The sequence below is a fragment of the Pseudoalteromonas sp. JB197 genome (assembly GCF_002332205.1).
In the GTDB taxonomy this organism is placed as follows: Bacteria; Pseudomonadota; Gammaproteobacteria; order Enterobacterales; family Alteromonadaceae; genus Pseudoalteromonas; species Pseudoalteromonas nigrifaciens.
In genome coordinates this window covers 2,321,036-2,346,806 of record NZ_NRGZ01000001.1, presented here as the reverse complement: position 1 = coordinate 2,346,806, position 25,771 = coordinate 2,321,036, and the positions used below count along the sequence as shown (strand labels likewise).

The following is a 25,771-nucleotide window of genomic DNA, read 5'->3' as shown; positions in this document are numbered from 1 at the left end:
TAGTTATATTTTTATACTCATGCCATCGCTGAGCGAGTAAAAGTAAGCGCGAGTAGCGGGAATTAAACCAATAATAAATCCTGCAATCATAATAACGCCTATAAGTGTGAGTTCATAGTAAGAGAGCATGGCAATATTAATGCTAATACCAGCGTGACTTTGTAAGTAACCTGCGCCAAAAAACATCAGCGCATAAAATAATACACACCCAACAATGCAGCCGAGTAAAGTGGTAAGCAGTGACTCTATGCTAATGAGCGTAAATAGCTGCCATGGCCGAGCGCCTACTGAGCGTAATATGGCAAGTTCTCTGCGGCGCTGATTAAGATTAGCTAGGAGCGTGGTTAACATGCCAAGCAAGCTAATAATGACTACCACAACAGAAAATAGCAGCAGTATTTTTTCAACAATAGCGAGCATTTCCCATAACTCTTTTAGTGTTACTGCGGGCATAATACCCAGCAGTGCTTCTTTTTTATATTGGTTTATATTGCGCCTAATTTGCAGCGTGTAAAGTGGTGAGTTAAAGCCCATTAAAAACGCAGTAATTTGTTTTGGGTGGCCAACTAAGTTGCTATGTTCCTCGTGCTCATGTTCGTCATGCTCTGCACTATGGCCACCATGGATTAAATCGATAGCGGCCAGCGGTATATGCAGCGTTTTATCTACAGGGGTGCCGGTGGCATTTAAAATACCGACCACTTTAAACGGGTTGTCATCATGATGATGAAAGCTGGTGCTGCCCATACCATGAGATATAACAATGCTGTCGCCCAGTTTATAGTTTAATTTACTCGCTACCTCACTCCCCAGCACTACTTGGTTAATCGTGTTAAATGCGTGGCCTTGCTTAAAGCTCAGTGGCTGCTTTTTGCCAAACCGATAATAATTAAAGTAATCAAGGGTGGTACCTAATACTGCTTGGCCTTTGTGGCTGTCGCCAAGGCTTATTGGAATGCTCCACTTTACGCCGCGTTGTCCGGTTATGTATTCATAACTTTGCCAACTCACACCATTGTTAGTGTGGCCTATTCTAAATACGGACGAGAGCAGCAATTGAATATCGCCAGTGCGCGCACCGACAATTAAATCGGTGCCCGAAATAGTATTACTAAAACTACTTTTTGCGTCTATGCGTACCCGTTCAATGCTTAGCAGTAACATGACGCTAATGGCGATGGTAAGTAAGGTTAACAGCACGCTGCTACGACGGTTTAATAGGCTTTTATAGGCGAGTTTAATTAAGATCATGATGCTGCCTGCAAATTAACTAAATCGATGCTGCGATTAAAAAGTGGTTGCAAACTTTCGTCGTGGCTAACAAATACTAAAGTACTGTTGGCGTGCTTAGCTTGCTCAAACAGCAGTTTTATAAAGCTTTGGCGGTTGTTGGTGTCGAGCGCCGATGTGGGCTCGTCGGCAATAATTAATTCTGGGCTGCCAATAAATGCACGCGCGGCAGCCACACGTTGTTGTTGCCCAATACTTAAAGTGGCAACATTTTGATTATGAAAGTGCGGCTCTAACCCCAGTGCATTGAGTAATCTGGCTGCTTCACTCTCTAAATTATCGGCTTGGCTGAGCACGTGTTGCTGACGTTTTTTCGAAAATTGGCACCCTAAACACACGTTTTCTAATGGGGTTAAATAAGGTAGTAAGTTAAAGTTTTGGAAAATATAGCCAATATGATCCGCTCTAAATACATCGCGCTGTGCGTTGGTGAGCGCACTTAGGTTTTGGTTTAAAACACAAAGTTGGCCGCTAGTGGTTACATTAATGCCTGCCAGTAGCGCTAGTAAGGTAGATTTACCACTGCCGCTTGGACCATGTAAAAAAACATGTTCCCCGGCATTAATCGTAAGCTGCTTAATAGCGAGAGTCGGGATGACTGCGCTTTTTTGCCATTTGAAAGAGACATTCTCAAGGTTGATCATAACGGCTTACCAACTCCAATAGTTAAGTCTTTTGCGCATTTTAAATTGTCTAATAAAATTAAGCGGTTTAGCTTTGAGCTTTTCATCACTATGCAACAGTTCATTGGTTGCGCAAAGTACTCGTTGGCTTGACTTACCATCTGTGTATGGGTGTAACTCTTGGCAAAAAGCTTCAATATTATCTACAAGTTCTTTTGGGTAAGTTAGTGCGTAGTCTATTGCGGCTTCAACGTTATTTTTATCCGTAATATCAAGTAAGTGTTTTTCAGGTGCTTTATTGCAAAACGTTACAACTGGTTTTCGTTGTACCAAAAACATCAGTAATATGGATGAAGTATCGCACAGCATTACATCAGCAGATTGTAATAAAGGAATAACATTGTCTGTTTCAACAAAGGTTAGATTATCATTACTTAACGCTTGATATTTATTAACCCACTCTTGTGCCATTTTAGGATGAAACTGAACTAAGAGTCGCCATTTACCGCTTTCACTAAAGTGTTTTATTTGTTCAAAAAGCTTAGGTGCAAGAGATAGCCGTTTTGAGAATGTAGAGCAGATCAATACTGTTGGGCGAGAGTCTGTTTCATCAATGTGGCTAGGCTTTGAGTTACCGTTAAAAAATTGATCTAGGGGAGGCCAACCTGTTTCTACTACCTTAAAATAACCCAATTTTTTTTGTAACGCCGTAAATGGAGCCGTTGTATTTGGGCCTTGTGTACAATATAAATCAAAGCAGCCCCGCACTTTAAAGTGATCGTTTTGGCCTTTTTTATTTAGCTTTCCAGCATCAAAGCCGTGAAAAACAGCCACTTTCTTTCCGGGAAAAAATGTAGGGATAGAGTTCGCTGGTGCAAAGGTTGCGTCAGGCGCCCATTGATTTATTTCATGAATAGAATTTAGTGTTTTTTCATCACTTTTCAAAAAGTCAGGATTAACATTATCACCTTCTAAAAACCATTTAACTTCCCCTCCTTGAGCTAATATTTCTGCTTGCAAAGGCCTTAAAATAGCATAGGAATAATTTTGAGAAATATACATTAAATATTTCTTATTCTTAGTGGCAGTTAAATAGTTCAAGCTAGCTCCTTAGGGCAAGTAATCATGCAAGTTTACCCCAATGCGCCAGCTAGATAAATATACTGAGATGATTTGTTTTTAGCCTAAGATTGAGCTTTGTGGTTGGCTAGATTATTATAGAGCGCCTAACCCCAATTCCATACTTTGCTCTTTGAGCATGCCAAACCCCGGAGATAGCATGACTAGCTATAAAGTTTTAGACGTAAACGATGACTTACCCATTCGTACCAAAGGTAAAGTACACAGTGGCAAAGTGCGTTCAGTTTATTGGTTAACCGATGCAGATAGCAAACGCTTAATAAATGAAAAAGGCTATAACGTACCTGCCGATACTGAACTGGCCATCATGGTTATTTCAGACAGAATTTCTGCTTTTGATTGCATATGGCAAGGTGAAAATGGCCTAAATGGCGTTCCTGGTAAAGGGATTGCGTTAAACTCAGTGGCTGCTCATTGGTTTAACATGTTTAATGAAGCCGGTTTGGCGGGTAATCACATTGTTGATATACCTCATCCATACGTATGGATTGTTCGTAAAGCCAGTACAGTTAAAGTTGAAGCGATTGCTCGTCAATATATTACCGGCAGTATGTGGCGCGACTACGCTAAAGGTGTACGAGACTTTTGTGGTATTAATTTACCAGAAGGTTTAACAGCTAATCAAAAGCTCGATAAAGTATTAATTACTCCCTCTACCAAAGGCATTATTACTGGCGTGGCAGATATTCCCCCAGTTGATGATGTAAATATAACGCGTAGCAATATTACTAATAACCTAAGCGTATTTAACTTTAGAGCGGCTGATGATGTAGCCCAATACGAAAAGTTATTAGTGGAAGGTTTTGAGCTAATAAGTGGCGAGCTGGCTAAGCTTGGGCAAATATTTGTAGATACCAAATTTGAATTTGGCTATGTAGAAGATATAAATGGCGCAGAGCAGCTTATTTATATTGATGAAGTAGGCACGCCTGATTCATCACGTATTTGGGATGAGGCATCTTATAAAGATGGCAAGATTGTTGAAAACTCAAAGGAAGGTTTCCGTCAGCTGTTAATTAATAACGTGCCAGAGAGCGACGTACTACTTAATAAAGACCGCATGGATGAGCGTGAGCAGCTAGCTAAAGATTACATTTTACCTGAGTCAGTAATGCTTGAAGTGTCAAATACCTACGTGGGCATTGCCAGTAAAATAGTGGGCAAAGAGATTGTTATTCCTGCTGATCCGCGTCAAGAAGTAATTGCTATTTTAGATGCCGATTATGGATTAATTATAAAATAACACGACTAAAGTGCTAAAAAATGAATGCTAAAATGTTTATTTTTAGTGACTGAACTATATTTCTTGCAATTGGTGCTCGTCTCTAATTAACTGAACTTAAAATTAATATTTGAGTATGGTTATGTTTGAACGAGCATTGCAATTTTTTGCAAAAAAAACATTATTTATTCGCTTTAAGTGTGCTTTTTAGCCACGCTGCTATTAGCGCAAATATTGATTTAGTAATAAAAGATCAACACGGTATGGTGTTACCTAATGCCGTTGTTGAAATAGGCCAAGCAAACACTGCTTTTAAGCCTACAAATCCAAGTGTTAAAAAGCTCCCCGTTGCGGTAATGGATCAGGTAAATAAGCAGTTTTTACCTGAGCTACTTATTGTGCAGCAAGGGCAATTAGTTAACTTTCCTAATAGCGATAATATTCGCCATAACGTGTATTCGTTTTCAAGCGCTAAATCTTTTCAATTAAAACTCTACTCAGGGCAACCCAAAGAGCCAATTATTTTTGACACTCAAGGTGTTGTGGTACTAGGCTGTAATATTCATGATTCTATGGTGGGTTATATCTATGTGGCTAAGAGTGAGCAAGTTTATAAAACCGATAAAAACGGAGTTGTAAGTTTGCCTGTTACTACGCAGCCTTTGCAAATAAGTATTTGGCATGCGTTGCAAACTGCGCCTTTAGAAAATAAAAAAATGATGAATATAGAGCCACAAGCTATTTTACCTATAACCATAAATACTTCCTCGCCAGCACCACGTAACACCTTTGGCAGTCAGTTTAAGGGCGGTAATGACTAACAATTTGCGAAACCGTATAACCATTTTATGTGTAGGCTTGGTGTTATTAACCACTGTGGTTAGTTTGCTGAGTTTTTGGTGGTCTACAAGTAAGTTTCAAGAAGAAAAAGTCAATCAAGACATAAGCGTGGCACAAAATGTTTATAAACAATATTTAAACTCGAAAGAAAACCTACTATTAACTGCCGCTAAAGTACTCACCTCCGATTTTGGCTTTAAACAAGCGGTTGCCACGCGTGACGCTGCTACTATAAGCAGTGTTTTATACAATCATAGCCAGCGTATAAATGCCGATTTAATGCTGCTGTTAGATTTGTCGGGGCTGTTAATATCAACCAATGATGATGAGGACAACTTTACCGATAATCTGCAGCCTTTAATGAGTGAGTTATTAACTACTGCGGAGCGCTCTAGTTTTGTGGTATTAAATGGCCAACTGTACCAGGTTATTTTACTGCCAGTTAAAACCCCGCGCACCATAGCTTACAGTTTGGTGGGTTTTAAAATAACCAGTAATGTAGCTTCAGAACTTAAAAGCCTAACCGGTATGGAAGTAAGCTTTATAGCGAACGCAGATAGCTTAGTAAAAACCTCACTGGTAGCCCCTCCAGCAAATTTTCAACCAGTTAATTATTTTAATAGCAAAACGACGTCGCGCTTTTTTGGTGATTATTTAGTGTATAAAAATCGTGAAATTGAGCTGCCTGCACTGCAAGCGCACCCGGTAATAATTTTACTCAGTGCCGATTTAACCCAAAGCTATCGCGATTTTGAACAACTATTTATTACGCTGATTATACTTGCCATACTTACTTTAATTGTTGGGGTAGTAACCAGTAGTTTATTAGCAAATAATTTAACTACACCACTGTCGCAATTGGCCGTGGTGGCTAAGCAATTTGCAAAGGGTAATTATAATTTTGAATTTAAAGGCAGCAAACAAAGCAGTGAAATAGCTACCCTTATGGATGCTTTTCATCACATGGGTAGCGATATAAATGAACGTGAACAGCAAATTAGCTACCAAGCTCGCCATGATGCGCTAACCGGATTTTATAACCGCTCGGCCATGCTAGAAATGCTAGCTAAACAATTAAATAAAAGCACAGAACACACGCTAGTTGCTATCGATATTAAAGGCCTGCGACATATAAACGATAAGTTAGGGGCACGCATTGGTGATAAGTGCTTAAAGGCGGTAGCACATCGTATTCGTGAATTTTCGGATGAGTTAGACGGGTTTCATGCGCGTATTGGTGGTGATGAATTTTTAACCGTATTTCCGGCGGGGGCAGTGAGCGAATTTAAACGCGGCATTATTGCTTTAATGGCGCAGCTCCAAGCGGGTTACACCATTCAAAACTTAAAAATAAATTTACGCTTTAGTGTGGGGGTGGTGCAATATCCGCTACACGGTGAACAAGCTGAGGATCTAATTCGTCGAGTACTTATAGCAGTAGAAAGCGCAACCAGTCATCATCAAAATATTCATTACTATCAACAAGGCGAAGACGAAGCGCATTTAGAACGCTTAGTTATGCTTGATGAACTTAAGCAAGCTATAAGCGATGATGACGGCCAGTTATTTATGACCTATCAGCCAAAACTAAATATGAAAATACAAAAGGTCGATAAGGTTGAGTCCTTAATTCGCTGGCAACGTAAAGATGGTAGTTGGGTGTCGCCTGAAGTGTTTATTGATTTAGCAGAGCAGTCGGGATTAATTGTAGAGCTCACTGCCTGGGTGGTTAATACTGTAATTGCACAAGTTGCTGCTTGGCAGCAAAAAGGCATACATTTACAAGCGGCTATCAATGTATCAGCACAAGATATTGCGTTTGCGGGGTTTCATTCGTCATTAGTACGTACTTTAAAAAAGCATAAGGTTAACCCTGCGTTGATCACCATTGAGCTCACCGAGCGCGATATGATCGAAAATGAAGAAAAAGGCATAATTGCCCTCGAAAACTTAAAAGCTATTGGGGTAAAAATATCGCTTGATGATTATGGCGTAGGGCAAACATCGTTAGGGCGTTTAAAAATGCTACCAATTGATGAGCTTAAATTAGATAAGTGCTTTATTTTAAAACTAGATGAATCGCAAAAAGATCAATTTATTGTGCAGTCGAGTATTACTTTAGGGCATCAATTAGGGTTTTCGGTAGTAGCCGAAGGGGTAGAAACAGTAGGAACCTTAACATTACTTAAGCAGATGCAATGCGATCACGCACAAGGTTATTATTTAAGTCGACCATTAAAAGCTGAGCTATTAGAGCAGTGGTTAGAGGAATACGATGGCGTACATTAAGTGTTTTATGGCGGGGGTATTACTCACAGCCAGTTTTATTACTGCTGCGAGTAGCGGTAAATTATTAGCTACTCCTGGGGTGTCTCAAGTTGAGGGGGCTGGTGGCGGTGGCCTTGTTCCGTGGGCGCAACTTGCTGGGTATGCCAGTGAGGATGAGGTTTCGGTTAATGGTTTTTGTAGCCGTGCAGATGTAACCGACTATACGTTAGATGTATGTGGCGCACAGCTTAATTTGTTTAATCGCGTTGAGCTTAGCTATGCGCAGCAAGAGTTTGATGTACCCGCGCTGAGTACGCAAATAGAGCAGTCGATAACTGGTGCTAAAGTTCGTTTATATGGCGACATTGTTTACAGTAGTTGGCCACAAGTAAGTTTGGGTATACAGCATAAGTCGTTAGACGATGGCACGGTTGCAAAGCTAGTGGGTGCACAGAGCACCAGCGGCACTGACTTTTACTTAGCGGTAAGCAAATTACACTTAGGTGCTATTGAAGGATACAACTGGTTTTGGAACGTGACCACCCGTTACAGCAAAGCCAACCAACTAGGGTTACTGGGTTATGGCGGTAATAATACCAGCAATAAATTGTTATTTGTGGCAAGCACAGCGATATTTTTAAGCCGTGAAGTAGCGTTAGGTGTTGAGTATCGTCAAAAAACAAATAACCTAGGATTAGGCGAGCAAGATTGGAAAGATGTGTTTGTAGCTTGGATGCCAAATAAACATATGAGCGTAACCGCCGCCTACTTAGATTTAGGCAGTATAGCTGGAGCAAGCGATCAAATCGGTTGGTATTTATCGGTGATAGGATATTGGTAATGAGAGTTTTTATACTATTTTTATTGGCTACAAGTGTATTAGCTGGCTGTAGCAGCAAGCCTAAACAGAGTTTGTATCAGCAAATAAATGGTAATGCCGGCATAGAAAAACTAGTGGATAGCTTTATTTATCAAATAGGTAATGACAGGCAAGTGTTTCACTATTTTGAGCACAGTAACATTACTCATTTTCGCCAAGGCTTTATAAGCCACTTATGCGCGCTAACAAACGGCCCGTGTGAGTATAAAGGCGACTCTATGGTTGCTATTCATACCGGCATGAATATTAATGAAAAAGATTTTAATCATGTAGTCGATCTACTAATTAATGCGATGGACGAGCAAAATATACCCCATTCAGTACAAAATAAAATAATATCGAAAATGGCACCACTGCGCAGTGAAATAATAAAGATTTAAGAGCTGTAAAGGGGCAGCGCTCAGCTGTTCACTTTTAAAAAAAGCAGCCAAACATTGAGATAGATAAATGAAAAATATAATTACCAATGAGCAGCTTTATACGCAATTAAATGATCCTGCATTAATATTATTTGACGCGGGTATGCTGCGCCCGGGTTTAACTGGTAACTACGTTGCTAAAGCTGTGCTGCCCAACGCGCAGCGTTTTGATATTAAAAATGAACTAGCAGATCGTTCTAACCCGTTACCTAATACTTTGTGTAGTGCAAAACAATTTACTCAAGTGATGCAAAAAGCGGGAGTGAATCACGATTCACTCGTGGTGATTTATGAAGATGCAGGGTTATTCAGTGCAGCTAGAGCTTGGTGGATGTTTAAAGCCATGGGATTTAATAACGTTAAAGTCCTCAGTGGCGGTTTAGCTAAGTGGCTTGAACTCGGGCTTCCGGTTGAATCAAACTATACACAAGCATCATTAAAAGGCGATTTTATTGCTCAATACCGGCCTGATTACTTTATTGATAAAAAACAGGTGCTAAGTGCTACTAAGGATGCCAATACTGTCATTTTAGATGCGCGTGCTTATGAGCGATTTACTGGCAAAAGTAGTGAGCCAAGAGTGGGTATGCGCAGCGGTCATATTATTAACAGTTATTCGCTACCTTTAACTAGTCTATTAGAAAATGGTGAAGCAAAATCACTCGACTTTATACAGGCAAAGTTTAGTGAATTAGTCGGTAATGCAACCCACTTACAATTTAGCTGTGGCTCTGGCGTTACTGCCTGTGCGCTTGCGCTGTTTGCCGATGAATGCGGCTATAGTAATTTAAGTGTGTACGATGGCTCGTGGAGTGAATGGGGCGCTGATAACTCACTGCCTATTGCTGTGGGTGGCTAATTTAACTATAAGGGCAATTTTTACAACCATTTTTGCAGCAAGTACCACGCTTTAAAAAATACCACTTACTAAACACCATGTAATTGTTCTGCATGGTGTAATCTAACCCTTCAATTAAATTATCATTGCTTCTAAATTGTTTGGCGAAAGCTATTTGGGTTTTAATTGGCTGAGTATATATAGTTTCTAAATAGCGATTAATTTTAGCAAGAGTACATGATCGGCATAAGCAGCTAGTTGCTGTATCATCGAGTGGTAAAATAGCGGGTAACTTGTTGCACCAACATGCTGATATATCAGTCACATTACAGGTAAGAGCAGTATTACATTGCGTGCAGTTAATTTGGGTCATTATTTTACTTTTAAATCACGGTGAGCGCAGAATAACAATATTATGGATATACAAAAAGCATTAGCGCAGTTTATTACCTTCGGGCCAGAAAAAGACGAGGCTATTGATGTCATTGTATCTGCAGCAGCAAAACAGCCATTATTTACCCTAAGTACGTCAATCATGCTAAATGTGTTTGAGCGTTGTTTACACAATGAAATAGCACTTGATGACTTAGAACTGTGGGCAAATGTGATTGAGGCGCGAGATGATATTGATTGCGCTGAATGTGAGGACGTTATTTATGCACTTAGTAACAGTGAACAAATGGGCGAGCTTAATTATGAAAAGCTCGCCAAATTAGCCACGCTTTTACAAGAGTAAAAGCGTGGCTGATTTTTAGTCAAGTACTAAAGGTACGAGATCTCAGGTGTTGATAAAATACCGAACCGTAGGCGGGAGTTTACCTCGCGCATTTTATAAATTTAACAAGCGCGGCATAAAGCCCCGCCTTGTATCTACGGTTAACTTAAACACCGCGCTGGCTTAATTCTCGCCTAAAATCTGATACCTAAAACCTTGTATTTCTATTTATTACTTATGATATCCCAAGCAGGTTTCTACTTCGTTTTTTGAGCCCAAAATTACAGCTACGCGCTGGTGAATGGCATTAGGTTGTATGTCCATAATGCGCTCGGTGCCAGTTGAGGCAATCCCGCCAGCTTGCTCTACTAGCATGGCCATAGGGTTTGCTTCGTAAAGCAGACGAAGCTTATTTGGCTGGCTTGGGTTTTTGGTATCGGTTGGGTAGGTAAATAACCCGCCACGGCTTAATACGCGGTGTACATCGCCTACCATTGCAGCAATCCAGCGCATATTAAAGTTTCGAGCGCGTGGGCCAGTGTCGCCAGCTACAAGGTCGTTAATGTAGTTTTGCATAGCAGGTTGCCAATGGCGTTGGTTTGACGCATTAATGGCATATTCGTTGGTATCTGCTGGTATTTTTGCAAAATCTTGAGTTAATAAAAAGGTGCCGTGAGTTTTATCTAGGGTGAAAAAGCGGGTGCCTTTACCTGTCGTTAGCGCCAATATAGTCGATGGACCATATAATACATAACCTGCCGCTACTTGATTAATACCCGGTTGCATAAAAATACTTTGGTCAGCAGGATCTGCGCCTTCAGGCGCTTTCATTACTGAAAAAATAGTACCTACTAACGAGTTTATGTCGGTGTTTGATGAGCCATCAAGTGGGTCAAACGCTACAATATATTCTGCATCAGGATTACCAGCAACTGTGTAGTCTTCTTCTTCAGAGGCGATGGCTTTTACGTAGCCCGATTCCAATAATATATCTTTAAGCAGTTGGTTGGTTAAAACATCAAGCTTCTTTTGAGTTTCGCCTTGAATATTCTCGTCAAGTGTTGAGCCTAATACACCCGATAATTCGCCTTGGCCAACACGAAATGAAATTTCTTTACATGCGGCTAAAATAGTTCTGATCAAAGAGATTAATTCTCTTGGGCAACCATCTTCAAGTAATACTGGAGGAAGTCTACGCATTCTATTTTCCTGATAACGTGATTAAACTAATCATAATGTGAGAGGGATTAGTTTGGAGCGCTGAAATTCGTCTTAAATAACTGTATTGTTTAAATTCCCCCCTATAATGGGGTTACCTAATCGTACTTAAAACGCCAATAACAAAGATAAGATTATGCAAAAAATAAAACTACTAGGTTACATTCTCTTTACTGTGTTGCTCACTATGATAACTCAAGCGCACGCAGCAATTAAGTCTATTGATGAATTTACTGGAAAGATGAATCATTTTCCGGGATATTTTTCATTTTTTTACGATACAGAAAACGGCAAGGTTTATTTAAAAGTAGATAAACTAGAGCAACAATTTTTGCTACAGCAAAGTTTGCCAAATGGCTTGGGCTCTAACGATATAGGGCTTGATAGAGGGCAGCTTGGTAATACACACTTAGTGCAATTTGAGCGCTTTGGCGACAAAGTAATGCTACGCGCTGTAAATACTTACTATCGCGCAAATACCAGTAATAAAGCTGAGCAGCAAAGTATTAATGAAGCGTTTGCATCAAGCATATTAGCGGGCTTTAAAGTGGTTGCGCAAAATAAGCGGGCGCTATTAATCGATTACACCCCGTATTTACTTAGCGATGTACACGGTGTAAATCGTACCCTGGCTGCGACTAAACAAGGTAACTTTAATCTAGACGAATCGCGTAGTGCAGTTTATATGGGCCGCTCTAAAGCATTTATTAATAATACAGAGCTTGAAGCCGTACTTACCTTTGCCGGTACTAAACCGGGTAAGTTTGTGCGCGAAATAAGCCCCGACGCCTATTCGTTAACGGTGCATATGCACCATTCACTAATTAAATTACCAGACGATAACTACACCCCGCGCAACTTCCATCCGCAATCGGGTTTTTGGAGTATTGAGCATAAAAACTATGCTGCAGCACTTGGTGAGTCTATGTATGTGCGATATATACCGCGCCATCGGTTAACTAAAAAAGATCCGAGTTTACCTATTAGCGAGCCCATTGAGCCGATTGTTTATTACCTTGATCCTGGGGTGCCGGAGCCGGTAAAAAGTGCATTGCTTGAAGGTGCACAGTGGTGGGATGAAGCGTTTAGTGCAGCGGGTTATAAAAATGCATTTATAATAAAAGTACTACCAACAAACGCTGATCCTATGGATATTCGCTACAACGTAGTGCAGTGGGTGCATCGTGCTACTCGTGGTTGGTCGTATGGCAGTTCGGTAATTGATCCGCGCACCGGCGAAATAATAAAAGGGCATGTAACGCTTGGTTCACTGCGCGTACGCCAAGATATTTTAATTGCAGAAGCGCTGGCTGCGCCTTACTTAAACGGCAATGAAATAGCAAAAACTCTACAAGCCATGGCGCTTGATCGTATTAGGCAGTTAAGTGCTCACGAAATTGGGCATACCTTGGGGATTTCTCATAACTTTGCCGCTTCAGTGGGCGATAGAGCCTCGGTAATGGATTATCCGCATCCGCTGCTTAGCTTTGATGAACAAGGCAAGCTTGATGTGTCACGCGGTTATGCTACGGGTATGGGCGTGTGGGATACACAAGTTATTAAATACGGCTACAGCGACTTTACTAATCAAAACGAAGCCGCAGCATTGGCGGCTATTTTAAAAGAAAACAACACTAAAGGGCTCGAGTTTATATCTGATAGCGACGCACGCGCTGCCGGTGGTGCGCATCCTACGGCTCATTTGTGGGATAACGGCGCAGCACCAAGCGAAGAGCTATTAAGAGTACTAGAAGTGCGTAAGCAAGCACTCGCACAATTTGGTATTCATAATATAAAAACGGGAGAGGCGTTATCGCAATTAGAAGAAAAACTGGTGCCCTTGTATTTATTTCACCGTTACCAAGTAGAGGCAGTGGCTAAATTAATTGCTGGGGTAAATTACGAGTACGAAGTACGCGGTGATAAACCTGTAAAAGGCGCGCAAGTGGTTGCTAAGCAAGCGCAACAACAAGCGGTTAAAGCTATTTTAACCACTCTTGAGGGCAGTAATTTAGTGTTGCCAGAGTCAATACTCGCACTTATTCCACCTAAAGCGTATGGTGAGTCTAGGACGCGTGAAAGTATAGTGGGGCGCACCGGTTTAACTCTTGATGCTATGGCGTTACCTGAAGTTGCGGTGCAGCATAGCTTATCGTTATTACTAAATGCACAGCGTTTAAATCGCCTTGCGCAACAACAAGCACGCAGTGATGATTTTTATAGTTTAGATGAGTTACTTTTACAGCTTTATAAGCAGGTTTTTGTGGCATTGCCATCCAATAACATGGTGGCAAAGATCACTCAGCGAGTGCAATTTTTAAGTGCTAAAACAATGGCTGATTTAGTGGCCAGCGATAACGTAAGTCCAGAAGTACAAGCACAACTGCGTTACTATTTAACTAAGCTAAAAGATGACTTTGAACAAAATTCACTACTAAGCAACACCAGTATAGGTGAAAGCGCGTTTAAACAATATTTAGCTGAACAAGTTAACCTGTTTTTAACCACAGGTAGCTGGCCAGATAACTTTAAAGCATTGCCAATCCCGCCAGGTTCGCCAATTTAAAAGGATCGCTTTTAGCAATAAAGCAGCAGGCGGCTTTTAACTAAGAAATTAAAAAACACCGCGCTTAATTTAAACGCGGTGTTTTTTTGTATTACTCATTGCATAGGTTAAATACGCAGGGCTGTCTTTGTTATTGTGTTACTTTTGCTTGCATAAAGTTGTTTTTTTGTTAATCTACCCGCCTTCTGTTGTGGCTATTTTGAGGTGTTTATGGCGTTTTTATCTCGTTCGATATTGGCGTTGTCTGTAGCACTTTTAAGCAATAACGTATTTGCGCAAAAGCAGTGTGATGTAGAGCTTCGTCACGGTTTAATCATTACTGATGATATTATTCGCATTGTTGATAAGGGCCAAACCCGCGTACAAATTAATAATAATAACCAATTGTTTATCCGTGGCTATTGGATTGACTTAAGTGATGACGAAAGTAAAGTCCTTGAGCAGTTTAGCAGCGGTATTCGTCAAACTGTTCCTGAACTCGTTAACTTAGCCACCGATGGCGTTAATTTAGGGCTCAGTGCAATTGAGCATGTTGTTGAAGGCATGACAGATAAAGAATCAGAAGTGCTTAAAACGCAATTGCAGTACGTTGAACGTGCGCTAATGGATAAGTTTAAACGCGGCGATGATTTTTTCTTTATTGCGCCGCAATCACTTTCCAAAATAGACGACTTTTTCACTAAAGATATTAGCAAAAAAATTCACTCGGCAGTGCATGGCTCCCTCGGGGCTATTTTAATGTCGTTAGGCGATGCATTTAAATCGCGCGAAGGTAATATTGAAGATAGAATGAACGACATGAGCCAACGCATGGATATCATTTCTTCAGAAATAGATAAATCACTCCAAGAAAAAGCCCGCCAACTCGAACTAAAAGCTGCAGAATACTGCGAATGTTTAAACGCCCTTGATGTGACCGAATCCCGGCTACAAGCCATAGTGCCTGGCATGGTGAACTTTGACTTAGTGCAAATAAAGTCTTAAAACAGGCTAAAGAGCTGCTATCAGATTCTAGCTAGCAGTGTTGATATAAAAAACACCGTATTACTAGTAGCGCACGGTGTTTTTTATGTTTTCCTGACAACTAAAAATTTTAACTTTACAGTTTAATCTCTTCAGCTGTTAACAAGCGGTATTCACCCGCTGCTAGGTTTTCATCTAGTTTAATATTGCCAATTTGTTCGCGGTGCAATTCAACCACTTTGTTGTCTACAGCGGCTAACATGCGCTTAACTTGGTGGTATTTACCTTCACAAATAGATAAACGTAAGCCGTAATTAGCGAGGCGCTCTGCTTTTGCCGGACGGGTTAGAGCTTTTTCGTTATGTAATTGTACCCCTTCGCGCAGTGCCTCTAACGAGTCGTCAGTAATGGGCTCTTGGGTTTCTACTAAGTAGGTTTTAAATTTATTGTTTTTAGGAGACGTTATTTTATGCGACCAGTCGCCATCGTTGGTTAAGATAACTAAGCCAGTGGTGTCAATATCGAGGCGGCCTGCTACGTGAAAGTCGCTCATATTTGGCTCGTCAATTAAATCGAATACCGTTTTGTGTAGCTCATCACTATTGGCACTTACATAACCAACGGGTTTGTTTAACATGAAGTAGCGTTTACCTAAAAATACGAGTTGTTCACCTTGAAAAACTACTTCGTCTTGCTGCTTAATTTGAAAATCGAAAGCAGTGACCACTTCACCATTGACTAGTGCGGCTTGGCGTTTAATGCTGGCTCTGGCTTTTGAGCGTGGCAGCTCTGCTAAATGGCTAATAAATTTATCTAGGCGGCAAGGGAATTTCATTGGGGTTCACATTTTGAGTCGGCTACAATGGACGCGATTATAACGGATAGTGAAATACCATGACAGTGCAGGACACACAAATAATAAGCCTTTACCAAGCTAAGGTTGCATCGGGCGAGCTTAGCTTCGATGCTGCGCAAAATAATGCCGTACAGGCACTTAATTCGCTTAGTGAACAATTACAAATACACTACAGCTGGTGGCAAAAGTCGCCACTCATAAAAGGTGTGTATTTGTATGGGCCGGTAGGGCGTGGTAAATCCATGCTAATGGATTTATTTTATAACAATGTTGCTATAAGTAAAAAGCAGCGGCTGCATTTTCATCACTTTATAGCGCAGGTACACCAGCAGTTAGGGCAGTTACAAGGGCAAAAAGATCCGTTAATAGTTATAGCTAAAAATTGGGCCAAAAATATTCGGGTGCTATGTTTTGATGAGTTTTTTGTTAGCGATATTGGCGACGCTATGATTATGGCCCGGCTGTTTGATGCATTATTTAAACAAGGTGTAGTGTTGGTGGCCACTTCAAACGTAAAACCAGAGCAGCTTTATTACAATGGCCTGCAGCGAGCACGATTTTTACCTACCATAGATTTAATTAATAATTATTGCGAGATAGTTAATGTAGCGGGAGAGGAGGATCATCGTTTTCGTTATGGTAAAAATAGTAGTCATTACTTTATTAATTTACCCAGTAATGACTTTAAAGCTAAATTTTTAACGCAGTACCCGCAAGCATCGCACTGTGGCAATATCACGGTACACGGTAGAGCGCTGCCTTATTTATTAAAAACAGCAAATGCCTTAATGATTGATTTTATGGCGTTGTGCTCTGGCCCACGAAGTGCTAACGATTACATGTTTTTAGCTCAGCAATTTTCTGTGTTATATGTGGCAAACGTGCCAAAAATGGGTGTAGGCGCAACCGGTAAAGTAATAGTGCACGGTATAGAGGACAGCTACCAGCGTGAAAAACAAACTCTAGACGAGCACTTTTTTGATGATGAAGCACGACGTTTTATTGCTTTGGTCGATGAGTTTTATGACTGCCATAAGTTACTGGTTATAAATGCACAGGCTGATATAGACACCTTGTATCAAGGTAAAAAACTAAGCTTTGAATATGCACGAACGCAATCGCGTATAGTCGAAATGCAAAATTGGTAAAAATAATAATCGTACTAGGAAGTAAATCAGGGCTAGGTTCTAGGTTAAACTCTAAACCTTAAACTCTGAGCTTAAATTTGAACACGTATATCTTTATTGAATTAAATAAATGACTTACTCCAATCATAATTAACATGCCCCTATAAAAATAGGGACATATTGATTATAGGTATATGGTTTTCTACTTATACCCATTTGGGTTATTTGACTGCCAGCGCCAGGTGTCTTGCATCATAGTATCGATACCGCGCATCGCTTGCCAGTCTAGTTCATTCAGGGCTTTTTCAGGAGCTGCGTAACAAGCGGCTATATCGCCTGGACGACGTGGTGACACTTGATATGGTACTGCTTGCCCACTGGCCTTAATAAAGGCGTTCACCATTTGCAGTACTGAATAACCGTTGCCTGTACCTAGGTTATAAACCAATGCGCCGGTGTTTGTGGCAATTTTATTCAGCGCTTTTAAATGTCCTAAAGCTAAGTCGACTACGTGAATGTAGTCGCGCACGCCGGTGCCATCTATTGTGTCGTAATCATCGCCAAATACGGCTAGTTGCTTGAGCTTGCCCACAGCAACTTGTGAAATATACGGTAATAAATTATTAGGGATCCCGTTCGGATCTTCGCCAATTAACCCCGATTCATGCGCGCCTACTGGATTAAAGTAACGCAAAATAGCAAAGGCAAAGCGCTCGTCTGATTTTGCGATATCTTGCAACATCATTTCAACCATTAACTTTGATGTGCCATAAGGGTTGGTGGTGCCACCAACAGGAAAGTCTTCTTTAATAGGTAAGCTTGCTGGGTCGCCATAAACGGTTGCAGATGAGCTAAATACTAACTTAAATACACCCGCATCGCGCATCGCATCAACTAGTGTTAATGTACCTTGTACGTTATTTTGATAGTACTCAATTGGTTTTACAACCGACTCACCCACCGCTTTTAAGCCAGCAAAGTGAATTACGCTTTCAATAGTATGCTTAGCAAATACTGAGTCTAAAAATGCTTTATCGAGAATATCACCTTGGTAAAAAGTTACTTCTTTACCGGTAATTTTTTTAACGCGCGTAAGTGACTCTGATGATGAGTTGCTTAAATTATCAATAACAACAACATTACTGTTTTGTTGTAAAAGTTCTAAAACAGTGTGCGAGCCAATATAGCCTGCGCCACCGGTTACTAAAATAGTCATGAATGCTCCGTGGATACCTTTTATCAATAGTGTTGATTGCACCATAAATTGCGATATTTTACATGCATTATCTGCTTTAAATACGCTGTTATTTTAAAAAAGCTAGATTTACATATTTGATTACATTTTGAACGCTTTAAATAACACTTATGTCATAAGATTAAGTTATAGTTAATAAACAGCTGTTAAAATGAACTCAGTTATTTAGGTGTTAATACTGAGCATCCCCTAATTGCAATAATGTAATATTCGGCGCACCTTTTTGGAGAGTGATATGAATCCAGTAAACAAAATCGCAATGTTAATGTGCTTTGCACTACCAGCACTTGCCCATGCGGGTGAGTCGGCTATTAAATGGCATGATTTTAAAGACTATCGTGATGTACGCGAATCCAATCAAGGTAAAGCTTCGTACCATAAGCATATAGCGAGCAGTATTGAAGAGCATGTTGCTAAACTTGCAGAGCAATTGCCAAAAGACTACAAACTTAGCCTAGAGATTACTGATGTCGATTTAGCTGGCGATGTACGCTATGGCGGTATAAATGAAATTAGGGTGGTTAAGCCTATTTATTTTCCGCAACTCAAACTTAATTATTCACTTACCAATGATAAAGGTGAGGTAATAAGTGCAGCAAGTGATGTAAAGCTCAAAGATATGGGCTTTATGGATAAAATTAAAATGGGCCGAGATGAGCCATTTAATTACGAAAAACGCTTACTTACAGAGTGGTTTGGTGAGGAAATATTATCGAAAGTTGATTAACTGAGCTTTACAAAAACGCCGCTAAATAGCGGCGCTTTTAATGCTTATAGAATAATAAACTTTTTAACTAAAGTTTACGTTCTCGAATTCAAGTATTAAGTGCAATCATTATGCAGCCACCAGTATTTCTGATTGCCCCGTAAATAATTCATGAGGGGTTTTATACCCTCTTGTTTTTCTTGGCCGATGGTTGAGCTTATCAACTGCCGCCTGTATCTCTGCTTCACTTAGCGCCATAAAGTCAGTTCCCTTGGGGAAGAAGCGTCTAAGTAAGCCGTTGGTATTCTCATTTATGCCCCGCTCCCATGATGAATAGGGATGAGCGAAATACACATCAGCTTCTAATGCTTGTGCAACATGCTCATGGTGAGCAAACTCTTTTCCATTATCTAACGTCACGGTAATAACCCTATCTTTATATGGTGTCATACACTTGATCAGCGCATCGGCTGTTATTTTCGCATGCTTGCTTTCAATTCTGTGAACGACTGTATATAACGTTTTACGTTCAACCATTGTGACAAGCGCATTTTTACGCCCTTTACCTATCACTGTATCGCCCTCCCAATCACCAATCCTAGACTTTGAATCCACAATACTTGGGCGTTCATCAATGCTGACTCGATTAACTATCTGTCCACGTTTATCATAGCTTCCATAGCGTTTTTTATACTTTTTACATGCACGAGTGAGTGTCTTATGTAGCTTGCCACCACGAGCCTTGTCTCTGTAAATATATTGATAAATTGTTTCATGATGTAAAACGACCTGTTTCTCTAAAGCTAAGCGGCCTGCCACTTGCTCAGGGGAAAGTCCGTCATGCAACAATTTATTAATCCAGTGAGTGACGTCCTCTGTTAACTTACTTGCTTTGAAAGATGACTTACGTCTTTGTTCAGCAAAGTTATTGGCTTGGTTAGGCCGATAGCCTTTAAGTCCTTTATTGCGTTTTAGCTCTCTAGAAATAGATGACGGTGAACGAGTTAGTTCTTCAGCTATCTGCTTTTGGTTATTTCCTGCTTTTATTAACGCGTAAATCTGGTATCTTTCTTCTTGTGTCAGCTGTTTATATTTCATTAAAGCAATTTCCTTTGGCGAGAAAATGGCCGAATTATAACAGCTGGCCATCTAATCTGAGAAATTGCACTTATTATCCGAATTTAGGGTTACTTAAACGTAGCTAACAAAGTAAGTAGTTGCTGTAATTTAATAACGGTGGTTTTAAGTTTTTCTTCATTAAAACCGTCACTAGATAAGCTCTCTACGTCGGCTGCTACATCAAGCACATATGGCTTAAAGCGTTTAGCTTCAAAGGTAAAACCTGAGTCGGCTGTAAAGAGTGCTTTAAATTTGCCGTGACCTTGCTGTTGTAACTCGTCGAGTTTTTTGTCAGCATCAAGCGCCTGTCGGTAAACAATTTTTAAGTTAGCGTTGAGTTGTTCAATAATAGAATCCATGGTTTTCCTAAAGCTTTGTATTGAGTTGCCGATAATTTATTATGTAGCATGCGTATACTGCATATGTTACTTGGATTATATTTAAAAGTCAGGTTTTTAGCACTGTGCCTTGTTTAACTCCTTTTAAATTATTGCACAACAAACACTGATTAAAGGTGGATTAATTTTATGAATATAGCAGGTGGAAATTTACCGGTAATGCCAAGTTCAAGCCAAGGCGGCGAGGTGTTGAGCGCTGCATTGTCTAAAAAACAGCAACTAGCTGATGGCGCAGCTGCATTAGCACTGATTGAGGGGGCTGCGCAGTCATCCAGCGCGCAAACACCGACTAAGTCGGCGACTGCAACACTGGGTAATAACGTAAACATTTACGTTTAAATACTGCTTTAAATTAACTTAAGATCGATAGGTGTTTTACTTTTTTCACCGCCAATCTCTCTGACCAATTTAGGCACTAAAAAACCAGGTAGGGCTTCTAACAGCTCTGCCATTATTTTTATTGCTTGCTCCTCACTAATGTCAAAGTGGCTTGCCCCTTCTACCTTATCTAGCAAATGTAGATAATAGGGCAATACATCGGCATCAAATAACGCTTCACTTAAATTCACTTGTGCTGCAGTTGTATCGTTCACGTCTTTTAAAATAACCGCTTGATTAAATAGCACTACACCTACTTGTTTAAGCTTTTGCATTGCGGCTTTAAAGTCGTCGTCTATTTCGTTGGCATGGTTTATATGATTAACAAACACAATTTTTAATGGCGACCTTGCAAGTCTTTCGCATAACTCATCGGTGATGCGCGCCGGAATAACCACCGGCAGACGGGTATGAATTCGCATGCGTTTAATTTGTGGTAGTTGCTCAAGCTCATCTAAAAACCAACTAATGGCATCGTCTTTGGCCATAAGCGGATCGCCACCACTTAAAATCACTTCATTTATATTATTGTCGGATTTTATATAGCTAAGCGCATCTAGCAGGCTACGCTTATTAAGTTGGTTTTCTTGATACGGAAAATGGCGTCTAAAACAATAGCGGCAATTTACTGCACAACCGGTTTTAAACATTACTAAAACACGCGATTTATACTTGTGTAATAGCCCTGGCTGCTGGTTACTTTGCTCAAGCAGGGGATCTTTATTAAAACCACTTTTAGTTAAGAATTCTTGATGGCGCGGCATAACTTGTAATAATAATGGATCGTTTGCATCGCCTTTACGCATTTTTTTTATAAATGGTATTGGCACACGAACTGGGAACAAGCTACGAGCTTTTATGTCGTTATCATGGACTTGGCTCGATAAACCGACCATTTCTAGCAACACTTTTGGGCAGGTAACTACATTTGCTAATTCTTTTTGCCAGTTTTTATGCAAATTTGCTTCATTTCTTTGTATCATTGGCACGTAGATTACTCGAAAAAATATAAATAGAGGAAACGATGGCGAATTATAGCACCAACGAGTTCAAGGGCGGCCTAAAAATTATGATGGATGGCGAGCCTAGTAGTATCATAGAAAATGAAATGGTAAAACCTGGTAAAGGCCAAGCGTTTAACCGTGTTCGTATCCGTAAACTTATTTCAGGTAAAGTACTTGAAAAAACCTTTAAATCGGGTGAATCTGTTGAAGGTGCTGATGTAATGGATACTGATTTAGCGTATTTATACACAGACGGCGAATTTTGGCATTTCATGAATAACGAAACATTTGAGCAAATTGCTGCTGACGAAAAAGCGTTAGGCGATGCGGGTAAATGGTTAGTTGAAAATGACGTGTGTACAATTACATTATGGAACGGTAATCCCATTGTAGTAACACCACCTAACTTTGTTGAGTTGGAGATCACTGAAACTGATCCGGGCCTTAAAGGTGATACAGCCGGAACTGGCGGTAAACCTGCAACATTAAGTACAGGTGCTGTAGTACGTGTTCCACTATTTGTACAAATAGGCGAAGTTATTAAAGTAGACACTCGTAACGGTGAATACGTAAGCCGCGTTAAGTAATTTTAAGCGTCGCTTTATAAAATCCTAGCTTAAAAGCTGGGATTTTTTTTGGAGAAAATATGTCAGTAAATCTTTGGGCTCCCAGTGCAAGTATTGCAACACTTAAGCAGCGAGCTGTTATTTTACGCAGTATTCGCGAGTTCTTTTATGCTCGCAATGTAATGGAAGTAGAAACCCCCAGTTTAAGCGGAGCCAGTGTAACCGATATACACTTAGTGAGTTTTAACACTCGATTTGTAGGCCCAGGGCACGCCAGCGGCCTTGAGCTATATTTACAAACCTCTCCAGAGTTTGCAATGAAGCGCTTGTTAGCGGCGGGCTCAGGGCCTATATTTCAGTTGTGTAAAGCATTTAGAAACGAAGAAGCTGGCAGCCATCATAATCCTGAATTTACTATGCTGGAATGGTATAGACCAGGGTTTGACGAATTTGCATTAATGGCTGAAATAGATGAGCTAATGCAGCTTATTTTAGATGTTGCGCCGAGTGAACGGTTAACTTACCAACACGCATTTGAACAAGTACTTGGACTTGATCCTCTTACTGCTAGTTTAGAGCAATTACAACAACTTGCCTGCGAGCAAGGGTTTGCTGATATAGCTAAAAATGAAACGCATAGAGATACCTTACTGCAGCTTTTATTTTGTATGAAAGTAGAGCCAACAATTGGCCAACATAAGCCGTGTTTTGTGTATCACTTTCCGGCATCGCAAGCAGCACTGGCACAAATTTGCGATCATGACAGTCGCGTAGCAGGGCGGTTTGAGCTGTATTATAAAAATATGGAATTAGCTAATGGCTTTAACGAGCTAACTAATGCGACAGAGCAAGCTAAGCGTTTTAATGACGATAATGAATATCGTAAACAAAATGGCTTAAAGCAAGTACCAATGGATAAGCATTTAATTGCTGCGCTTGAACATGGATTGGCGCCTTGTGCAGGGGTAGCGCTGGGCATAGACAGGCTAGTAATGTTAGCCACGCAAAAGAGTAATATAAAAGAAGTTATTGCGTTTGATGTGACAAGGGCTTAAAGCAACTTAACATGCAGGGGGGCTGTCAGTTAGTAACTAACCTCTCGCATGATCAGGCTCTACGACTAGCACATAAAAAACCGCATTTATTTTAATAAACGCGGTTTTTTTAACAGAGTACTAAAAGCTGTCAGCTTTACTTTATAAATTAAGTGTAAAGGTAACGCCAGCTACACGTGGCTCACCTAGTTGGGTGTAGGTATGATCAGCGTAACCATCAAGTGGGTTGTTGCCAAACTCAAAACCGCGAGTAGGTACTGTTTCGTCAAACACGTTACGTGCCCAGGCGCGTACAGCCCAGCTATCGGCTTCATAACCTAAGCTTACATTCACTAAGTTACTGTTTGGTGCCTGTGCATTATGGCTATCTGAGAAGTAATAATCGTCTTTGCCTTCAACACCTACCATGGCATAAAGCTCGTTGGTAAGGTTATAACGAGCACTCAGTGCGTATTGATATTTAGGTGACTGTGCTTGGTCGCGACCGTCTTGGTTTAAACCCGCTTTAGTTACAAATTTATTTATTTTAGTATTTAAATAACCAGCACTACCGGTAATAAGTAAATCGTCGGTTAGCTGATAGCTACCTTCAAGTTCAAGGCCATAGTTACTGCCAGAGCTCGCGTTATCTACATAACCGGTAAACTTCTGATCTTGTACTTGCCATGACTTTAACTGAATGTTGTCGCGGTGCATGTAAAACGCAGCTAAACGTAGAATAAATTTATCATCAAGGGATGATCCCTTAACACCAAACTCACCGCTCCATAAGTATTCTGGATCAAAACTGGTGTGTTGTTTAAAAAATTCAGCATCAAGGTTTAAGCCTTCATCTTTGGCTTTAGCGAGCGCTTCTGAGTTAATGCCGCCTGCTTTATAACCACGGGTAATGCTGGTGTAGATCATGGTGCGATCAATTACTTGGTACTCAAGCGCTATTTTTCCGCCAACCATAATGTCGTCGGTATCTTCAATAAAACCGTTATTATCGGTGTAATCACCTTGGTATTGCTCAACACGTAAGCCAGTAATTAAGGTGGTTTTAGGCCCAATAGGAGTCGCTAATTGGCCATATACTGCCACGTTATTGGTTTCATACGTTGAGTTAAATGGGCTAGCTAACCAGGTATATTGGCGTTCTAAATCTACGTCGCGGTTTTGATAGTAAAGACCTGCAACCCAGTTGCCGGTTTTGCTTTTAAATTGTAAATCGACCCCTTGATCATCGCGATCGCGGCTGTAAACATCAGTTGAGCTGTAACCTTCAGGGTGCAAACCGGCGGCGCAAAGCTGTGGTTTACTCGGATCGTTACATACCCAATCTTCATCAAAGCTATAAAATAATTCACTGTCGATTGCCGATAAGCTTAGGTTTACGTCAAATAAATCAAAGCCCGTATACGTGTTATTTAGACCGATAGCGTAACTTAATTGGTTATCTTCACCGGGTTCATCGGCAACACTGTTACGGCCGTTATCAAGTGCGAAGGTATCGTAACCGTTATTAATATCAATATAGTGTAGATTTAATTCTGTGCGTAAATTGGCAGTCACTTGGCTGTTTAATTTAAAGCGAGCTACTTGCTCGTCTTGCCCTTGAGTTGGCTTATTTAGGTATAGGTTATCTACATAGCCATCTGATTTTCTACGAAAGTAGCTAACACGAGCGCTGGTATCGTCGGTTAAACCTGTACTTGCAGCAAGACCAGCTTCGCGGCTGTTATAAGTGCCTGCACCTACTTGTAGTTTTAAACTAGGATCGCTTGTTGCTTGCGCCGATTGCATTTGGATCATACCGGCCATACCGTCGGCACCAAAGCGTGTACCTTGTGGGCCACGGTAAATTTCTACTTGGTCAATATCAAATAATAATGCACTGCCACCAAGGCCTGAGTAGTTAATGCCATCAATAACTAAACCAACCGAAGGGTTTATGGGGTCAACAAACTGTGAACGTAGTCCTACGCCACGAATTTGAATATAACGACCGCGAGAAGCTCCAGAAGCAAAATTAATATTGGCAGTACTCCCAAGCATTTCATCTAGGTAGGTTGCACCTCGTAAATTAACTTCATCTTCGCTAAATAAGCTGGCGCTAGCACTTAAGGTTTGAATGCTTTCTCGTTGAAAATCACCAGTAACAACAATGCGTTCTAGATCTGTATCGTCAGCGTTGGCGGTAACTGATGCACCAAACAGTGGTAATAATGCGGCGGTAATTAAAGACAAACGTAAGTTCATTAGGTTACTTAACTCCATTTTAGGGACTTGCATGGTAGCAATTATTTCAGTACATGTGCTATAAACGCGGCAATTATACGTTAA

The 25,771-nt window shown here is 40.6% G+C and carries 25 protein-coding genes; 14 read left to right on the top strand and 11 right to left on the bottom strand.

The window, feature by feature from the left end; genetic code table 11:
* Positions 1-3: 3 nt before the first annotated feature.
* The 3 genes from CIK86_RS11115 to CIK86_RS11105 are packed head-to-tail and all read right to left on the bottom strand — an operon-like array spanning position 4 to position 2,975.
* Positions 4-1,251 (bottom strand): ABC transporter permease, encoded by a 1,248-nt coding sequence (locus CIK86_RS11115; protein WP_086996531.1) that lies wholly within the window; start codon positions 1,249-1,251, stop codon positions 4-6.
* Complete coding sequence (locus CIK86_RS11110) at positions 1,248-1,934, bottom strand: ABC transporter ATP-binding protein (RefSeq protein ID WP_086996526.1); 687 nt, start codon at positions 1,932-1,934, stop codon at positions 1,248-1,250. The genes CIK86_RS11115 and CIK86_RS11110 overlap by 4 nt, the downstream gene beginning before the upstream one ends.
* A gap of 6 nt (positions 1,935-1,940) precedes the next feature.
* Entirely contained in the window at positions 1,941-2,975 is a 1,035-nt protein-coding gene (locus CIK86_RS11105; RefSeq protein WP_086996522.1) for a CDP-glycerol glycerophosphotransferase family protein, read from the bottom strand.
* A gap of 217 nt (positions 2,976-3,192) precedes the next feature.
* On the opposite strand from CIK86_RS11105, the gene CIK86_RS11100 reads away from it, so the two are divergent.
* The 6 genes from CIK86_RS11100 (at position 3,193) to CIK86_RS11075 (ending at position 9,541) form a co-directional block, all read left to right on the top strand.
* Positions 3,193-4,296 (top strand): phosphoribosylaminoimidazolesuccinocarboxamide synthase, encoded by a 1,104-nt coding sequence (locus tag CIK86_RS11100; protein WP_086996519.1) that lies wholly within the window; start codon positions 3,193-3,195, stop codon positions 4,294-4,296.
* A gap of 146 nt (positions 4,297-4,442) precedes the next feature.
* Positions 4,443-5,096, top strand: a complete 654-nt coding sequence (locus tag CIK86_RS11095) for a methylamine utilization protein (protein WP_254910739.1) — start codon at positions 4,443-4,445, stop codon at positions 5,094-5,096.
* On the top strand, positions 5,089-7,404 hold the full coding sequence (locus CIK86_RS11090; RefSeq protein WP_086996512.1) for an EAL domain-containing protein: 2,316 nt from the start codon (positions 5,089-5,091) through the stop codon (positions 7,402-7,404). The genes CIK86_RS11095 and CIK86_RS11090 overlap by 8 nt, the downstream gene beginning before the upstream one ends.
* Positions 7,391-8,224, top strand: a complete 834-nt coding sequence (locus CIK86_RS11085) for a DUF3034 family protein (protein ID WP_086996509.1) — start codon at positions 7,391-7,393, stop codon at positions 8,222-8,224. The genes CIK86_RS11090 and CIK86_RS11085 overlap by 14 nt, the downstream gene beginning before the upstream one ends.
* Positions 8,224-8,643: a group 1 truncated hemoglobin gene (locus CIK86_RS11080; RefSeq protein WP_086996506.1), complete on the top strand. Its 420-nt coding sequence runs from the start codon at positions 8,224-8,226 to the stop codon at positions 8,641-8,643. Before CIK86_RS11085 ends, CIK86_RS11080 begins: the two co-directional genes overlap by 1 nt.
* 67 nt (positions 8,644-8,710) lie before the next feature.
* Complete coding sequence (locus CIK86_RS11075; RefSeq protein ID WP_086996504.1) at positions 8,711-9,541, top strand: sulfurtransferase; 831 nt, start codon at positions 8,711-8,713, stop codon at positions 9,539-9,541.
* A gap of 1 nt (position 9,542) precedes the next feature.
* Here the strand turns inward: CIK86_RS11075 and CIK86_RS11070 are convergent, their stop codons facing one another.
* Positions 9,543-9,893, bottom strand: coding sequence for a DUF5522 domain-containing protein (locus tag CIK86_RS11070; protein WP_086996501.1), 351 nt, complete (start codon positions 9,891-9,893; stop codon positions 9,543-9,545).
* A 42-nt stretch (positions 9,894-9,935) separates the two neighbouring features.
* Here CIK86_RS11070 and CIK86_RS11065 point away from each other — a divergent pair, with 42 nt between their 5' ends.
* Positions 9,936-10,256, top strand: coding sequence for a hypothetical protein (locus CIK86_RS11065; RefSeq protein ID WP_086996498.1), 321 nt, complete (start codon positions 9,936-9,938; stop codon positions 10,254-10,256).
* 210 nt (positions 10,257-10,466) lie between these two features.
* Here CIK86_RS11065 and CIK86_RS11060 read toward each other — a convergent pair whose 3' ends face one another.
* Positions 10,467-11,435, bottom strand: coding sequence for a class 1 fructose-bisphosphatase (locus tag CIK86_RS11060; protein WP_011327173.1), 969 nt, complete (start codon positions 11,433-11,435; stop codon positions 10,467-10,469).
* 154 nt (positions 11,436-11,589) lie between these two features.
* On the opposite strand from CIK86_RS11060, the gene CIK86_RS11055 reads away from it, so the two are divergent.
* Positions 11,590-14,019, top strand: a complete 2,430-nt coding sequence (locus tag CIK86_RS11055) for a zinc-dependent metalloprotease (RefSeq protein WP_086996495.1) — start codon at positions 11,590-11,592, stop codon at positions 14,017-14,019.
* 210 nt (positions 14,020-14,229) lie between these two features.
* A complete protein-coding gene (locus CIK86_RS11050) occupies positions 14,230-15,003 on the top strand; it encodes a YggN family protein (RefSeq protein ID WP_011327175.1) in 774 nt (257 codons plus the stop codon).
* 115 nt (positions 15,004-15,118) lie between these two features.
* On the opposite strand, the gene rsuA is transcribed toward CIK86_RS11050, so the two are convergent.
* Complete coding sequence (gene rsuA / locus CIK86_RS11045; RefSeq protein ID WP_086996491.1) at positions 15,119-15,817, bottom strand: 16S rRNA pseudouridine(516) synthase RsuA; 699 nt, start codon at positions 15,815-15,817, stop codon at positions 15,119-15,121.
* 59 nt (positions 15,818-15,876) lie between these two features.
* Here rsuA and zapE point away from each other — a divergent pair, with 59 nt between their 5' ends.
* Positions 15,877-16,986 carry a cell division protein ZapE gene (gene zapE, locus CIK86_RS11040; RefSeq protein ID WP_086996488.1) on the top strand — a complete coding sequence of 370 codons (1,110 nt, stop codon included), beginning with the start codon at positions 15,877-15,879 and terminating at the stop codon, positions 16,984-16,986.
* Positions 16,987-17,167: 181 nt separating this feature from the next.
* Here the strand turns inward: zapE and galE are convergent, their stop codons facing one another.
* Entirely contained in the window at positions 17,168-18,181 is a 1,014-nt protein-coding gene (gene galE, locus CIK86_RS11035; RefSeq protein WP_086996485.1) for a UDP-glucose 4-epimerase GalE, read from the bottom strand.
* A 274-nt stretch (positions 18,182-18,455) separates the two neighbouring features.
* Here galE and CIK86_RS11030 point away from each other — a divergent pair, with 274 nt between their 5' ends.
* A complete protein-coding gene (locus CIK86_RS11030; protein ID WP_011327180.1) occupies positions 18,456-18,947 on the top strand; it encodes a DUF3016 domain-containing protein in 492 nt (163 codons plus the stop codon).
* Positions 18,948-19,055: 108 nt separating this feature from the next.
* On the opposite strand, the gene CIK86_RS11025 is transcribed toward CIK86_RS11030, so the two are convergent.
* The gene (locus tag CIK86_RS11025) at positions 19,056-20,024 is read right to left on the bottom strand and encodes an IS30 family transposase (RefSeq protein ID WP_096317079.1); all 969 of its coding nucleotides are present in this window, start codon (positions 20,022-20,024) and stop codon (positions 19,056-19,058) included.
* A gap of 89 nt (positions 20,025-20,113) precedes the next feature.
* Positions 20,114-20,404 (bottom strand): hypothetical protein, encoded by a 291-nt coding sequence (locus tag CIK86_RS11020; protein ID WP_011327181.1) that lies wholly within the window; start codon positions 20,402-20,404, stop codon positions 20,114-20,116.
* A 168-nt stretch (positions 20,405-20,572) separates the two neighbouring features.
* Here CIK86_RS11020 and CIK86_RS11015 point away from each other — a divergent pair, with 168 nt between their 5' ends.
* Positions 20,573-20,782 (top strand): hypothetical protein, encoded by a 210-nt coding sequence (locus tag CIK86_RS11015; protein WP_058372567.1) that lies wholly within the window; start codon positions 20,573-20,575, stop codon positions 20,780-20,782.
* Positions 20,783-20,790: 8 nt separating this feature from the next.
* Here the strand turns inward: CIK86_RS11015 and epmB are convergent, their stop codons facing one another.
* The gene (epmB, locus tag CIK86_RS11010; protein ID WP_041454337.1) at positions 20,791-21,804 is read right to left on the bottom strand and encodes an EF-P beta-lysylation protein EpmB; all 1,014 of its coding nucleotides are present in this window, start codon (positions 21,802-21,804) and stop codon (positions 20,791-20,793) included.
* A 41-nt stretch (positions 21,805-21,845) separates the two neighbouring features.
* On the opposite strand from epmB, the gene efp reads away from it, so the two are divergent.
* The gene (gene efp / locus CIK86_RS11005; RefSeq protein WP_011327184.1) at positions 21,846-22,412 is read left to right on the top strand and encodes an elongation factor P; all 567 of its coding nucleotides are present in this window, start codon (positions 21,846-21,848) and stop codon (positions 22,410-22,412) included.
* Positions 22,413-22,471: 59 nt separating this feature from the next.
* Positions 22,472-23,446 carry an elongation factor P--(R)-beta-lysine ligase gene (gene epmA, locus CIK86_RS11000; RefSeq protein WP_011327185.1) on the top strand — a complete coding sequence of 325 codons (975 nt, stop codon included), beginning with the start codon at positions 22,472-22,474 and terminating at the stop codon, positions 23,444-23,446.
* Between the two features lie 141 nt (positions 23,447-23,587).
* Here epmA and CIK86_RS10995 read toward each other — a convergent pair whose 3' ends face one another.
* Entirely contained in the window at positions 23,588-25,687 is a 2,100-nt protein-coding gene (locus CIK86_RS10995) for a TonB-dependent receptor (protein WP_086993125.1), read from the bottom strand.
* Between the last annotated feature and the right edge of the window lie 84 nt (positions 25,688-25,771).